We start from the raw sequence: 13,844 nt of genomic DNA, 5'->3' as shown, positions 1-13,844 counted from the left end.
GGTTTGTTGGACCGGGTTTACTATTTCTTATTGGAAAAGTTTACTTCTTAAATATGTATCGGGTAATAAAAATTCCCTGCCCATCATCTTTTCCGCTATCACTTTCAACGGCGCTCGTAACAAAGGCCAATTCCCATCCGTCGGCCACCATGTCATTAATTTTGGATGATATCAAAGCGTCATTGGCAGCAATATTTTGGAATCTGATACCTCCAATATTGTAAAAATTTAAAAGTTTGGTTTCTTCAAAATTCTTTACCCGTATATCACCTCGTTTGGATTTATTTCTTGAATTATCCTCATCCGTTTGTTCGCTAGTGAATTCTTTGTGATCCCTATCCTCTGTTGCGCTAATGATCCGAGATCTTCCCAAGCCACTGGGAACTATGGATTCAACACTGGTGATTACTTTAAATTGTTGCGCATTCACGTCTGTAACGGCAGCAATCATTAAGCAGGCAAAAAGCATAATATTTTTCATTTTTCGTGTTTTTTCTAAATTAATGTTTGGTTAACAACGATTAGTTTTAAAAGCTAGTATAAAACTAAAGTTGTTTCTTTGTAAAAAAATCTGTCAGAACTCTTTAATGGAAGGAACCGTATATAAATCTACTGGAAGTTGGTATACCGTAAGAACTGCGGAAGGGGCTTTCTATGAATGCCGGATAAAGGGAAAATTTCGGCTTAAGGGAATAAAAAGTACCAATCCTATCTCGGTTGGTGACGTGGTGGTATTTGAGGTGGATGGGACTGAGGAAAATTCCCAAGGTATAATTACTGAAATTAAGGATAGGAAGAATTATATTATTAGAAAGTCGGTTAACCTATCCAAACAAACCCATATCATTGCGGCCAATTTGGATCAGGTTTTCTTGATAGTAACCTTAAATAATCCGCCCACATTTACAAGTTTTATAGATCGGTTTTTGGTGACTGCCGAAGCCTATCATATTCCTGCTATTTTACTTTTTAATAAGATAGATACTTACAGTGAAGAGGAACTGGATGAGATAAAATATCTCGCAAACCTTTACAGGGAGATTGGATATACCTGTATTGGAATTTCAGCCAAAACTGGAAAAAATGTGGATAAGGTAAAGGAATTAATGATCGGGAAAACCAGTATGTTTTCTGGGCATTCCGGAGTGGGAAAATCCACTTTGGTCAATGCCATAGAGCCTCAATTGGACCTGAAGACCAAAAAAATATCTTCACAGCATATGCAGGGGCAGCACACTACTACTTTCGCTGAAATGTTCGATCTGGAATTCGGGGCTAGGATTATTGATACGCCGGGAATAAAAGGGTTTGGGATAGTGGATATGGAGAAGGAGGAAATAGGGGATTATTTCCCTGAATTTTTTAAGTTGAAAGGTGAGTGCAAGTTTAATAACTGCCTGCATTTGGATGAACCGCATTGTGCAGTAAAGAAGGCTTTGGACAATGATGAAGTAGCTTGGAGCAGGTACAAAAGTTATGTTCAAATGTTGAGCGGGGAACAAGAGAATTATAGAGTGGATATTTACGGAGAAAAATAATGCGTGCAACAATTCAAAGGGTAACCACCGCGAGCGTAACGGTGGATGGGAGAGTAATTTCAAAAATTTCGAACGGACTACTTATTTTTTTAGGAATAGAGGATGCGGATACCCAAGATGATATTAAGTGGCTTTCCAATAAAATTGTAAACCTCAGGATTTTTAATGATGCTCAGGACGTTATGAATTTGTCCCTATTTCAGCAGGAAGGAGAGGCCCTGGTAATCAGTCAGTTTACGCTTCACGCCTCAACAAAAAAAGGAAATAGGCCCAGTTATATTAAAGCGGCAAAGCCGGAAATAGCTATTCCCTTGTACGAAAGTTTCGTGGCACAATTGGAAAAAGATCTTGGAAAAAAGGTTGTAACTGGTATTTTCGGAGCCGATATGAAAGTGGCGCTACTTAACGATGGACCGGTTACCATACAGATAGATACAAAAAATAGAGAATAATGAACATAGAAAACGCACAAGAAGCCGTAGACGAATGGATCAAGAACCATGGGGTACGCTATTTTAACGAACTTACCAATATGGCCCAACTTACAGAGGAAGTAGGAGAGGTAGCCAGAATTATTGCCCGGCGTTATGGCGAGCAAAGCGAAAAGGAGTCGGACAAGAATAAGGATCTTGGGGAAGAATTGGCAGATGTGCTTTTCGTAGTGCTTTGTTTGGCCAACCAGACGGGCATAAATTTGCAGGAGTCTTTTGACAAGAAATTAAACTTTAAGGCAAAGCGTGATCATGATCGTCACCACAACAATAAAAAGCTGAAATAGTGCTATATTTGTGGCTTGTTTTTGCGCATTCGTGCAAAAACAAAAAATAAAGCAATTACGTCCTAAAAATCCATATAAATTGAAGCTACATTTATCTGCCCCATCGCAAACCCTAATTAAATCAGAAGTAAAAATTACTGGATCCAAAAGTGAATCCAATAGGTTATTGTTATTACAGGCCTTGTTTCCCAATATACAAATTGATAACCTTTCCAATTCCGATGATGCGGAAGTAATGCAAAAAGGGTTGCAGATCAGCAATGGTGTTGTGGATATTCACCACGCAGGTACGGCCATGCGGTTTTTAACGGCTTATTTTGCATCACAGGAAAACAAAGAAGTTACTTTAACAGGTTCCAAACGAATGACCGAAAGGCCTATAAAAGTCTTGGTTGAGGCACTGAGGGCTCTGGGTGCGGAAATTAGCTATTTAAAGGACGAGGGGTATCCACCCATTGCTATAAAGGGTAAAAAATTGACAAAGTATAAGGTTAGTCTGCCAGCGGATATCAGTAGTCAATATATTTCAGCCTTGCTTCTAATAGGGCCGAGTCTGGAAAATGGAATTGAGTTGGAGTTGGTTGGTAAAATTACATCGGTACCATACATAAAAATGACCTTGGGCCTGCTTTCCCAAATTGGGGTAACGAATTCTTTCCAAGGAAATACAATAAAAGTATCACCAAAAACTACCCTTGGGACTACTGTCCAAGTTGTGGAATCGGATTGGAGCTCTGCTTCCTATTTTTATAGTATTGTAGCACTTTGTGATATAGGTACCGAAATCTCTTTATCGGCCTATAACGAGAACAGCCTTCAGGGCGATAGCGTGCTTAGGGATATTTATAGGGATTTTGGAGTGGAAACCAGCTTTAAGGGGCATGAGGTTGTTTTGAAAAAAACGTCAAACCCGAAAGATTCTACTTTCAATTTGGACCTGGCAAACGCACCGGATATAGCGCAGACCATTGCCGTAACTTGTTTCGGATTGGCGGTAGGTTGTCATATGACGGGATTACACACCCTTAAAATTAAGGAAACCGACAGGCTGGAAGCCTTAAAGACAGAATTGAGCAAGTTGGGCGCATCTATATCCGTCACCGACAAAACTTTGACCCTGGAACCTTCCAAGGAAATAAAAAAGGAAATCGCGATAGATACCTATAACGATCACAGAATGGCCATGGCCTTTGCTCCATTGGCTTTAAAAACATCACTGTTTGTCAACGATGCGGAAGTAGTATCCAAATCTTATCCCGACTTTTGGGAGGATATGAAAAATCTAAAATTCAAGGTGCAAACCGTTTGATTTTTATTTAAATGGCGATTTACTTGACATCGCCCCCTGCATCGTCGTATATTTGCAGCCGCAAAACATTAATCTAAATTTAAGGAATATACTAAATGAAATTATCGCACTTCAATTTTGAACTTCCAAATGAATTATTGGCAGAGTATCCTGCAGAGAACAGGGATGAGTCCAAATTAATGGTCGTTCACAGGGATACAGGTAAAATTGAGCATAAAATGTTCAAGGATCTTATTGACTATTTTGACGAGGGCGATGTTATGGTGCTTAACAACACCAAAGTTTTTCCTGCAAGATTGTATGGTAATAAAGAAAAAACCGGAGCTAGAATCGAGGTCTTTTTATTACGTGAGCTAAATGAGGAACAACGTCTTTGGGATGTTTTGGTGGATCCAGCGCGTAAAATAAGAATTGGTAACAAACTTTATTTTGGTGATGATGAGACTTTAGTAGCAGAGGTAATAGACAATACTACCTCTAGAGGAAGGACGTTGAGGTTCCTTTACGATGGCTCCTATACCGATTTTAGAAGAAAATTAAAAGAACTTGGTGAAACTCCTTTGCCTAAGTATATTAAGAGAAAGGTAGAGGCTGAAGACGAAAAAAGATATCAAACTATTTATGCAAAGCATGAAGGTGCCGTTGCAGCACCCACCGCCGGTTTACATTTTTCCAAGCATTTGTTAAAAAGATTGGAAATAAAGGGAATAGACTTTGCCGAAGTGACCCTGCATGTAGGTCTGGGTACTTTTAATCCGGTGGAGGTAGAAGATCTTTCCAAGCACAAGATGGATAGCGAGGAATTGATCATAGATGAAAAGGCAACAGAAATTGTGAATAGTGCTAAACTTAAGAAGCGAAGGGTGTGTGCGGTAGGAACTACGGCCATGAGGGCTTTGGAAAGTGCAGTTTCTTCCCAGCAGACCTTAAATACCTTCGACGGTTGGACGAACAAGTTTGTTTTTCCTCCATACGATTTTAGCATTGCCAATGCCATGGTGACCAATTTTCACTTGCCAAAATCTACATTATTAATGATGGTTTCGGCTTTTATGGGGCACGATTTGATGAAGAAGGCCTATAAGGAAGCAATTTTAGAAGGATATAAATTTTATTCTTACGGTGATGCTATGTTGATTATATAAGCATCCAAATTAATACTAAGATCCCGTCAGTATCGCAGATAATTGTGGATTGACGGGATTTTTTTATAGAATCATTTATCTTTAGGAAGTGGAAGTTGCAAAAAACAAAAGGGATATAAGGGCATTTACCAAAGAACAACTTAGGTCGTTCTTTGAAGCTCAGGGAGACAAGGCCTTTAGGGGTAACCAGGTTTATGAATGGTTGTGGCAAAAATCCGCCCATACCTTCGAAGATATGACCAATATCTCTAAGGAAACTAGGCAGATGCTGGAGGATAATTTTGTGATCAACCATATAAAGGTAGATCAAATGCAACGCAGTAGTGATGGAACCATCAAAAATGCGGTTCGGCTACATGACGATCTTATTGTGGAGTCTGTTTTAATTCCTACCAAGACAAGAACTACGGCCTGTGTATCCAGTCAGGTGGGCTGCAGTTTGGATTGCAAATTTTGTGCTACTGCCCGACTAAAGCGAATGAGAAACCTAAATCCGGATGAGATTTATGATCAAGTAGTGGCCATTGACAATGAGAGTAGACTATATTTTGATCGCCCTTTGAGTAATATTGTTTTTATGGGCATGGGAGAGCCTTTGATGAATTATAACAATGTGCTAAAGGCCATTGATAAGATAACCTCACCTGAAGGATTGGGAATGTCTCCCAAACGAATAACAGTATCTACCTCTGGAGTTCCTAAGATGATACGTAAAATGGCGGATGAGGAAGTGAAATTTAAATTGGCGGTATCCCTGCATTCTGCCATAGATGAAATACGGACTTCCATAATGCCTTTCAATGCTACCTTTACCTTGACCGATCTGCGTGAGGCACTTGAATATTGGTTCCAAAAGACGAAAAGTAGGATTACCTATGAATATGTGGTTTGGGAGGGGATTAATGATACCCAGAGAGATGTTAATGCCCTGGTAGATTTCTGCAGGTTCGCCCCCTCCAAGGTTAATCTCATAGAATACAATCCAATAGACGATGGGGAATTTCAACAAGCCAAAAATACCGCCATTGAAATGTATGTTAGTACCTTAGAAAGAAATGGCATTACAGTAACCGTAAGACGATCCAGGGGTAAGGATATTGATGCGGCTTGTGGACAATTGGCCAATAAATCTTAGAAAAAAATGGCTACGTATAGGCAACTATGCCTTGCATCAATTCCGATGACAAATTCGCTGAAATCTATAAATTAGGGATACATTACCATTATTGGCTGTTAATTACTATGTTTTTTTGCCTAATTTTACGCAACTGAACTAGCAATCCGAAACCGCTTATATTATCCCTTGAAAATTGTATCCCAAATAAAGGAACCGATTAATCAGGAAATGGAACTTTTTGAAAAAAAGTTTTATGAATCCATGTCTTCCAAGGTTGCCTTATTAAATAGGATTACATACTATATCGTTAATAGAAAAGGGAAGCAGATGCGCCCTATGTTCGTTTTTCTCACAGCCAAATTGTTGAATAATGGGGAAGTAAACGAAAGGACATATAGAGGGGCATCGGTTATAGAATTGATACATACCGCCACCCTAGTCCACGACGATGTGGTGGACGATAGCAATAAACGTCGCGGGTTCTTCTCCGTAAATGCTTTGTGGAAAAACAAAATAGCCGTTTTAGTGGGGGACTACCTACTTTCAAAAGGGCTTCTTTTATCCATAGATAACGGGGATTTTGATCTTCTCAGAATTATTTCTGTGGCAGTACGTGAGATGAGTGAGGGAGAATTGCTTCAAATTGAGAAAGCACGGCGTTTGGATATTACGGAGGAGGTGTATTATGACATTATTAGGCAGAAGACGGCAACATTAATAGCGGCTTGCTGTAGTTTAGGAGCCTGTTCCGTTAAGCCCGATTCCCTGGATGTAGAAACATTTAGGAAATTTGGAGAGCTTATTGGTATGGCATTTCAAATAAAGGATGATCTGTTCGATTACGGGGAGGAAAGAATTGGCAAGCCTACAGGGATCGATATTAAGGAACAAAAAATGACCTTGCCATTGATATTTGTACTCAATAAATGTTCCAAGGCCGAAAAAAAATGGCTGATCAATTCCATTAAGAATCACAACAAGGATAAAAAGCGGGTCAAGGAAGTTATCGCCTTTGTAAAAGATAATGGTGGACTCGAATATGCCGTAAATAAGATGCTGGCCTATAAGGAAGAGGCATTGGCCTTATTGGATACCTACCCAAATTCGGAATATAAAAGTTCGCTGGAACTTATGGTAAACTACGTGGTGGACCGAAAAAAATAAACTTATACCTCTGTAAATCAATTATTTATATCTTTATTTTAGTTTCTTCATTTTCTTAGGCAACTATTTAGTAATTATAGTCGTCTATCTTTATAACAAACAAATTTTTGGGGTTTGAAAATAATTTCCTTTTACAATAACGAAAAGTTACTGCTTAAGAAGGCCAAATCTGGGGATACACAGGCGCAAAAATGGCTGTATAACAGGTATTCCCCTATGATGCTGAGCGTTTGTAGACAATATATCAAGGATCTTCAATTTGCCGAAGATGTTATGGTCAGCGGCTTTGTAAAGGTATTTAAGTACTTGGATTCCTTTAGGCAGGAGGGGAGTTTTGAGGGGTGGATCAGGAGAATAATGGTGAGGGAATCCATCACCTATCTCAGGGGGAGCCAGCCTATAGTTTATGACGACGAAGTTTATGAAAGGAGTGCCGAAAAGCAAATTGCAATTACCTCCGATTTGGATTTGGAGCAAATTCAATTGTTGATCGACGCCTTGCCTGAAGGATATAAAATGGTATTTATTTTATATGCCATTGAAGGATATAGCCATAGGGAAGTAGCTGATATGTTGGAAGTAACGGAAAGTACATCTAAATCCCAGTTATTCAAGGCACGTAAGATGTTACAACAGAAACTAAGCGAACTGGGGGTGAGAAAAAAAAGTAAGGGGGGCGGCAATTAAGGATATATATAATGAAAAAAGCAATTAATGATATGGCACCATTAAAATTTGAGGAACATATTAAGGAGAAATTGGATAAACGGGAAATTGTTCCATCCGATAGGGCATGGGATTTGTTATCGAACCAATTGGAGCCCAAAAAGGGAAATGTGAAAATAGGAAACCTCCAGGTTGGCGTTGCTGCCAGTATTATAGGATTATTGATAATGTCCTTAATTTACTTTAATGTTAATGATGAATTGAATACTCCGGATGTTAAAACCGTAACAGCCCCTGATTCAGGGGTCAATCATATGCCGGAAAATCTTCCGAATGAAAATAGTGTTGAAGGGCATAAAGTTGATGCCGCAACCAGTAAGGCAATCGAAATAGTTGGTACAGAAACCAATAAAACACCAAAGGAGTTAATTGAGGACACAAGCTCGGCAGCAATTATAAAGGAGGAAGAAATTGGGAATGTTATTGCCAGTGGAGAATACATTGAACCAAAATTGGTTGAAAAGGAATTGATAGGCCCCGATTCCCTTATCAATGCTAAAATTGAGGAGGTAGTTGCACAGGTGAATCTATTGGAGCAAAATAATATCTCCCTAACGGATGCTGAAGTGGATTTACTCTTAAAACAAGCACAGAAAGAATTGTTTTCTAAAAGAATATTTAGGGATAACCATTCTGTGGATGCTATGGCTTTACTGGCAGATGTTGAAAGCGAATTGGACCGAACTTTCCGTGAGCAAATATTTGATATCCTAAAGGAGGGGTACATTAAGGTAAAGACGGCAGTTGCTTCAAGAAATAACTAAAAAATTAATTCATCAATCATTAATCATTTCCCATTGCCCTGCTCCTTTTGGAGCTCTGGGGCTGGGATTTCTAAATCAAAATTTATTATGAGAATATTGGCGTGGTATCTAGCAGTATTGGTAGTTTTATTATGTACAAAGAATTTACAGGCACAGGATTTGAACATAAGGAATTATAGAATTGAAGAGTTGGAAAAGAAAAAGACGGCTATAGAAACTACGGAAAGGGAGGCTTTAAAATCCGAGGTGGAGCAAATCAATAAACGAATGGATGACGGGGATCTGACCAAGGAGGAAGCGGATATCCTTAAAAGAAAAGCTGCAGAAAACCGGGCAAGGAATATAGAAAATAAGCTGGTAATTATAGAAAATTATATTGATTTGTTGCAACGAAATGGGGAATTGGACTTGAACCTGGATTTGGAGAGGATTGAAATAGGATTTGGAGCAGGGGATAAGGATGGCGACAAAATCTTTGGAATTCTGGTTAATTCGGGAAATCAATACAAAATGAAATATGATCGGCGGACCTCTTCCAACCTCATAATTGCTTTTGGGTTGAACAATTCATTAATAGATGGGGAGTCTTTACAAGATACTCCATACAAAGTAGGTGGAAGTCGATTTTTTGAATTGGGTTACGCATGGCAGACCAGGGTATTTGAAAACACTAATTTTGTAAGGATCAATTACGGAATTTCCTTTCAGTTCAATGGTCTAAAACCAAAGGATAATAGATACTTTGTTTCCAATGGCGACCAAACTATGTTGGAAGAATTTGATTATGATTTGGACAAGTCTAAATTCAGGATGGATAATTTGGTCTTTCCCGTACATTTGGAATTTGGTCCCTCACGTCTAAAGAAGACCGACAAGATGATGCGATATTCCGTTCACAAACAATTTAGGCTAGGTTTGGGAGGTTATGTCGGATTTAATATTGGTAGTCGCCAAAAACTGAAATATGACAGGGATGGGGACAGCGTAAAGGATAAATTTAAAAGAGGTTATAACACCAATGATTTTGTGTACGGCTTAAGTGCCTATACTGGTGTTGGAGAGGCTTTGTTATATGTGAAGTACGATTTGAACCCTATTTTTAACAATGCCATTGTTGACCAGCATAATATCTCTTTAGGACTTCGTTTCGATCTAAAATAAGGTAAGTGAGATTAGTTTTTTTGTTCTATGCTTGATCCAACTTCCAAGCTGTGCTGCATTTCTTCAGTAAATTCATCCTCATAATAAGTCCTTTTGCAATGGGAACCGCTAATTACGGTATGGTTTGCCACTCTAAAAAGGGAAATCCAGAACAAGTGGAAATAGGTTGTACTTGTTATCGCAGTCAGGGTGCCCTTGTTTTCGCAATAGGGGCATACCACATTTTGAAGCAATATTGAAGTTGTTTTTCCAGGTTTGGTTCCGAGAAATAAAATCATTTCCTTGTTGTTTATACTCTTAGAATAATATGGCAATTTAACCAATATTTATCTTACATGCTTGCCTTTTACTTTTTTCAATAGGCCTTAAAGTGCTATCTTTAGCCTTCTAAAAAATGTAAAGATTGATTTCGAAATCCACCATAGATAAAGTATATGAGTCGGCCCGTTTGGAGGAGGTAATCGGGGATTTTGTACAACTGAAGAAATCGGGTTCCAACTTTAAGGGACTTAGTCCCTTTACCGATGAGCGCAGTCCCAGTTTCATGGTCTCCCCGGTAAAACAGATATGGAAGGATTTTAGTAGTGGGAAAGGAGGGAATGTGGTAGCCTTTCTAATGGAGCACGAACATTTTTCCTATCCGGAGGCCATTAAATATTTGGCCAGGAAATACAATATTGAAATCGAGGAAACAGAGCTAAGCAACGAGCAAAAGCAGCAGACCAATGAACGGGAGAGTATGTATCTGGTTTCTGAATATGCGCAAAAATATTTTTCGGAGATTTTGTGGGAAAGGGAACAGGGCAAGGCCATAGGCTTAAGCTATTTCAAAGAACGTGGATTTACGGATGATACCATTAAGAAGTTTGATCTGGGCTATTGTTTGGATCAGTGGGATGGATTTACCAAAGCAGCTCTCAATAAGGGATACCAATTGAGTTATCTGGAAAAAACAGGCCTTACCATTGTCAAAGATGACGCCACTGACAAGGATAACAAAAAGACCTTTGACCGTTTTAAGGGCCGGGTAATGTTTCCAATACACAGTATGAGTGGCCGGGTGCTCGGTTTTGGAGGGAGAATATTGACGAATGATAAAAAAGCGGCCAAATACCTAAATTCTCCAGAGAGCGATATTTATCATAAAAGTAAGGTGCTGTATGGTATATACTTTGCTAAACAGGCCATTGCCAAAGAGGACAATTGTTATTTGGTGGAAGGATATACGGATGTTATTCAGATGTATCAACGGGGTATACACAATGTGGTCTCTTCCAGTGGTACGGCATTGACATCAGATCAAATAAGATTGATAAATAGGCTTACCAAGAACATAACGGTTTTATTTGATGGGGATGCGGCCGGATTACGGGCTTCCCTAAGGGGGATAGACCTTATTCTGGAACAAGGGATGAACGTTAAGGTTTGTACCTTTCCGGAAGGGGAAGACCCCGATAGTTTTTCCAAAAACAATGATTACGAGGATGTAGTGCTCTATCTACAGGAAAATTCCAAGGACTTTATTCAGTTCAAAGCTTCTTTATTGGTGGAGGAAGCTGCAAACGATCCTATTAAAAGGGCGGATACGGTTAGGGATATAGTGAACAGTATCTCTAAAATTCCAGATAGGATACAGAAGGAAATTTATATACAGGAGTGCGCCCAGATCATGAATATTTCCGAGGCGGTTTTGTTCAATACCCTGGCACAGATAGGAAAAAAGGACGTATCGGATGCCAATAAAAAGATAAAACAGGAGCAGCAGGCCTTTGATGTGGTCAAGAACGAACCATTGCGTCAAAAGGTGGATGTGCAATATGAACTGGAGCGAAAGATTATAGAGATGTTGCTGCTATATGGGGATTTGGACCAACAATTCGAAGACTTGGTCTTAAAGGAAAATGAGAAAGGTGATTTGGAATTGGAGCCCGAATCCTTGGATGCCAAAGTATATGAAAAGATATATCTAGACCTCCAGGATGATGAAATTGAACTGGCCAATGAGCAGTTCAGAAATATCTACTATAAATTAATGGAAGACCTTAACGAGAAGGAAATTTTTTCCATTACCACCTTTATCGCAAATTTGGACCAAGAACTGGCATCGGAAATTTCTTCTATTTTAATGGAGGAGGAAAAGTACGTTCTCCATCAATGGGAGCGCAAGGATATTTACCCGAAAGATAAAAAAATAGGGATTTCCCAGTTGGTCAGCGAAACTATTTTAACGCTGAGGTGCTATTTGATAAAAAAGAGGATAGGGTCCCTTCAGGAGAACACCTTAAATAATCAGGAAGGGAATATGGAAACTATGGAAGAGATAATGAACTATATACAGCTCAATGTGTTGTTAAACAAAAAACTGAACAGGGTTCTTTCCTAAGATTTCTGAATGATTAAAACAAAAAGACTGAAATCCTTTTTTGATAGGAAATCAGTCTTTTCTATTATTGATTGGTTGTTTTCTAACTAGTACAGTTCCAAAGCTTTGGCTTGCTGTAGTAAATCCACTAAGTTGTCAACATTTAGTTTACGCATTAAGCGTGCTTTGTAGGTGCTGACGGTTTTTTCGTTTAGATCAAGGCCTTGGGCAACCTCCTTATTACGTTTTCCACTGGCCAATAATTTAAGGACTTCAACTTCCCTTGTGGAAAGTTTTCTAAAGAACCTTCTTGGTTTTTGTGTGCCTTCATCAAAAGCAAGGCGTTGGGCCAATTCGTTGGTAATAAACATATTGCCTTCGCTAACTTTTCGTATAGCACTTATAATGTAATCTATGTCCGATGTTTTGGACAAGTAACCAAAAGCTCCTGCCCGTATGGTACTTAAAGCATAAACATCCTCAGATTGACCGCTATAAATCAAAACCCGTATGTTGGGATATTGTTTTTTAATTTTTCTAAGGGTTGCGATACCATTAATTTCGGGAATGTCCATTTCCAGAAGAATAACATCTGGGGTAAAAATTTCCAGCTTATTGAACAATTCTGTGGTTGTAGATGCATCGGCGATAACTTCGATATCTGAAACATGTTCCAAGACTTGTTTAACGCCCATCCGAACAATAGGATGATTATCAGCAATTAAAATTTTGATCATTTTTGGTTATTTTTCTAGATTTCAACATCAATAATCATGTCTAAAAATACTGACATGCAATGTAGGGTTAAAATATCTAATTCGATAAGCAAAGCTTCATTTTTTTATTGAAAACCGAAAATTTTCGCATGTTTTTTCGATTTAATCACTTGGTTCTTAGGTGAGATGTTCATTTTAGCGAATTTGGTATTTCGCAAACAGGAATTGGAAGCATTTTGTGTTTGTTGGCGCGGTTAAATCTTTTGTATATCTGAAAAACCTCTTTTTGTCTATCAGAAAAATCCGTATCCGTTTTTCCTTCTTCCTCCATTTGCATAGCCCATTCCAATTCTGGATATGAAGCCCCTATTTGGTCTTCGTCCGTTCTGTCATCGCCCCAAAGCCCATCAGTAGGTGCGGCCTTAATGATATCTTCGTTGATGCCCAGTGTTTTTGCAATTTCGTATACTTCGGTTTTGAGAAGATCGGCAATCGGACTTAAGTCTACACCTCCATCCCCATATTTTGTATAGAACCCTACGCCGAAATCTTCTACCTTATTTCCAGTACCGGCCACAAGCAGTTTGTTCAATGCCGCAAAGTAATATAAAGTGGTCATTCTTAACCTAGCTCTTGTATTGGCCAAGGACATAAATCTCTCCTCTTCATTTTCAACACTGGGCAGTGCATCTACCAAACTATCGAAAGTGGGAGTAAGGTCAACCTTCAGTCGGTTAACATTGTTGTAGTTGTCCATTAGCCATTTTATATGGTCCGAAGCTCGGGTAACTTGGCTTTCGGCTTGGTGAATGGGCATTTCCAAGCATAAAAGTTGTAGTCCGGTTCTTGCGCATAAGGTGGAGGTGACCGCGGAGTCTATACCTCCGGAAATTCCGATAACAAATCCCTTTATATTGGCTTTGTTGGCATATTCCTGTAACCATGTTACAATGTGGTCTATAACTTTTTCGGTCTGCATATGAACAATTTATAAGGTTTAAAAACTTAACTTTGCACGGTAAAAATAAAGCCTAGAATTTAAAATTTAAAACATTAACCGAATT

Annotated in this window: 15 protein-coding genes; 11 read left to right on the top strand and 4 right to left on the bottom strand. The window is 38.9% G+C overall.

The genetic code is table 11. The annotated features are described in order from the left end of the window. Nucleotides 1-40: 40 nt before the first annotated feature. Nucleotides 41-469, bottom strand: a complete 429-nt coding sequence (locus MWU84_RS05965; protein WP_246899529.1) for a hypothetical protein — start codon at nucleotides 467-469, stop codon at nucleotides 41-43. A 118-nt stretch (nucleotides 470-587) separates the two neighbouring features. On the opposite strand from MWU84_RS05965, the gene rsgA reads away from it, so the two are divergent. The 10 genes from rsgA (at nucleotide 588) to MWU84_RS05915 (ending at nucleotide 9,702) form a co-directional block, all read left to right on the top strand. Next, nucleotides 588-1,538, top strand: coding sequence for a ribosome small subunit-dependent GTPase A (rsgA, locus tag MWU84_RS05960; RefSeq protein ID WP_246899404.1), 951 nt, complete (start codon nucleotides 588-590; stop codon nucleotides 1,536-1,538). Further along, nucleotides 1,538-1,990 (top strand): D-aminoacyl-tRNA deacylase, encoded by a 453-nt coding sequence (gene dtd, locus MWU84_RS05955; protein WP_246899402.1) that lies wholly within the window; start codon nucleotides 1,538-1,540, stop codon nucleotides 1,988-1,990. Before rsgA ends, dtd begins: the two co-directional genes overlap by 1 nt. Continuing rightward, nucleotides 1,990-2,316 carry a nucleotide pyrophosphohydrolase gene (locus tag MWU84_RS05950; protein ID WP_246899400.1) on the top strand — a complete coding sequence of 109 codons (327 nt, stop codon included), beginning with the start codon at nucleotides 1,990-1,992 and terminating at the stop codon, nucleotides 2,314-2,316. Before dtd ends, MWU84_RS05950 begins: the two co-directional genes overlap by 1 nt. Before the next feature lie 79 nt (nucleotides 2,317-2,395). Further along, the gene (locus tag MWU84_RS05945) at nucleotides 2,396-3,625 is read left to right on the top strand and encodes a 3-phosphoshikimate 1-carboxyvinyltransferase (RefSeq protein WP_246899398.1); all 1,230 of its coding nucleotides are present in this window, start codon (nucleotides 2,396-2,398) and stop codon (nucleotides 3,623-3,625) included. A 95-nt stretch (nucleotides 3,626-3,720) separates the two neighbouring features. Beyond that, entirely contained in the window at nucleotides 3,721-4,770 is a 1,050-nt protein-coding gene (gene queA / locus MWU84_RS05940) for a tRNA preQ1(34) S-adenosylmethionine ribosyltransferase-isomerase QueA (RefSeq protein WP_246899396.1), read from the top strand. 88 nt (nucleotides 4,771-4,858) lie between these two features. Beyond that, the gene (gene rlmN, locus MWU84_RS05935; protein WP_246899394.1) at nucleotides 4,859-5,905 is read left to right on the top strand and encodes a 23S rRNA (adenine(2503)-C(2))-methyltransferase RlmN; all 1,047 of its coding nucleotides are present in this window, start codon (nucleotides 4,859-4,861) and stop codon (nucleotides 5,903-5,905) included. 168 nt (nucleotides 5,906-6,073) lie between these two features. Continuing rightward, complete coding sequence (locus tag MWU84_RS05930; protein ID WP_246899392.1) at nucleotides 6,074-7,051, top strand: polyprenyl synthetase family protein; 978 nt, start codon at nucleotides 6,074-6,076, stop codon at nucleotides 7,049-7,051. A 114-nt stretch (nucleotides 7,052-7,165) separates the two neighbouring features. After that, nucleotides 7,166-7,738 (top strand): RNA polymerase sigma factor, encoded by a 573-nt coding sequence (locus MWU84_RS05925; protein WP_246899390.1) that lies wholly within the window; start codon nucleotides 7,166-7,168, stop codon nucleotides 7,736-7,738. Between the two features lie 11 nt (nucleotides 7,739-7,749). Continuing rightward, complete coding sequence (locus tag MWU84_RS05920) at nucleotides 7,750-8,541, top strand: hypothetical protein (RefSeq protein WP_246899388.1); 792 nt, start codon at nucleotides 7,750-7,752, stop codon at nucleotides 8,539-8,541. Nucleotides 8,542-8,628: 87 nt separating this feature from the next. Continuing rightward, the gene (locus MWU84_RS05915; RefSeq protein WP_246899386.1) at nucleotides 8,629-9,702 is read left to right on the top strand and encodes a PorT family protein; all 1,074 of its coding nucleotides are present in this window, start codon (nucleotides 8,629-8,631) and stop codon (nucleotides 9,700-9,702) included. A gap of 11 nt (nucleotides 9,703-9,713) precedes the next feature. Here MWU84_RS05915 and MWU84_RS05910 read toward each other — a convergent pair whose 3' ends face one another. After that, on the bottom strand, nucleotides 9,714-9,980 hold the full coding sequence (locus MWU84_RS05910; RefSeq protein WP_246899384.1) for a zinc-ribbon domain-containing protein: 267 nt from the start codon (nucleotides 9,978-9,980) through the stop codon (nucleotides 9,714-9,716). Nucleotides 9,981-10,105: 125 nt separating this feature from the next. On the opposite strand from MWU84_RS05910, the gene dnaG reads away from it, so the two are divergent. Beyond that, nucleotides 10,106-12,085 (top strand): DNA primase, encoded by a 1,980-nt coding sequence (gene dnaG, locus MWU84_RS05905; RefSeq protein ID WP_246899382.1) that lies wholly within the window; start codon nucleotides 10,106-10,108, stop codon nucleotides 12,083-12,085. A gap of 86 nt (nucleotides 12,086-12,171) precedes the next feature. Here dnaG and MWU84_RS05900 read toward each other — a convergent pair whose 3' ends face one another. Then, entirely contained in the window at nucleotides 12,172-12,801 is a 630-nt protein-coding gene (locus MWU84_RS05900; protein ID WP_246899379.1) for a response regulator transcription factor, read from the bottom strand. 169 nt (nucleotides 12,802-12,970) lie between these two features. Continuing rightward, nucleotides 12,971-13,759: an NAD(+) synthase gene (gene nadE, locus MWU84_RS05895; protein WP_246899378.1), complete on the bottom strand. Its 789-nt coding sequence runs from the start codon at nucleotides 13,757-13,759 to the stop codon at nucleotides 12,971-12,973. Nucleotides 13,760-13,844: the final 85 nt, after the last annotated feature.

It is taken from the genome of Arenibacter sp. F20364, assembly GCF_023015905.1.
In the GTDB taxonomy this organism is placed as follows: domain Bacteria; phylum Bacteroidota; class Bacteroidia; order Flavobacteriales; family Flavobacteriaceae; genus Arenibacter.
The sequence above is the reverse complement of the archived record's forward strand: the minus strand, read 5'-3'. Positions and strand labels throughout refer to the sequence as shown.

Coding starts and splice junctions, on each gene's coding strand:
- MWU84_RS05910 (WP_246899384.1), bottom strand. CDS start 9,980: ATGATTTTATTTCTCGGAACCAAACCTGGAAAAACAACTTCAATATTG.
- rsgA (WP_246899404.1), top strand. CDS start 588: ATGGAAGGAACCGTATATAAATCTACTGGAAGTTGGTATACCGTAAGA.
- MWU84_RS05900 (WP_246899379.1), bottom strand. CDS start 12,801: ATGATCAAAATTTTAATTGCTGATAATCATCCTATTGTTCGGATGGGC.
- MWU84_RS05950 (WP_246899400.1), top strand. CDS start 1,990: ATGAACATAGAAAACGCACAAGAAGCCGTAGACGAATGGATCAAGAAC.
- MWU84_RS05920 (WP_246899388.1), top strand. CDS start 7,750: ATGAAAAAAGCAATTAATGATATGGCACCATTAAAATTTGAGGAACAT.
- MWU84_RS05965 (WP_246899529.1), bottom strand. CDS start 469: ATGCTTTTTGCCTGCTTAATGATTGCTGCCGTTACAGACGTGAATGCG.
- dtd (WP_246899402.1), top strand. CDS start 1,538: ATGCGTGCAACAATTCAAAGGGTAACCACCGCGAGCGTAACGGTGGAT.
- nadE (WP_246899378.1), bottom strand. CDS start 13,759: ATGCAGACCGAAAAAGTTATAGACCACATTGTAACATGGTTACAGGAA.
- MWU84_RS05915 (WP_246899386.1), top strand. CDS start 8,629: ATGAGAATATTGGCGTGGTATCTAGCAGTATTGGTAGTTTTATTATGT.
- queA (WP_246899396.1), top strand. CDS start 3,721: ATGAAATTATCGCACTTCAATTTTGAACTTCCAAATGAATTATTGGCA.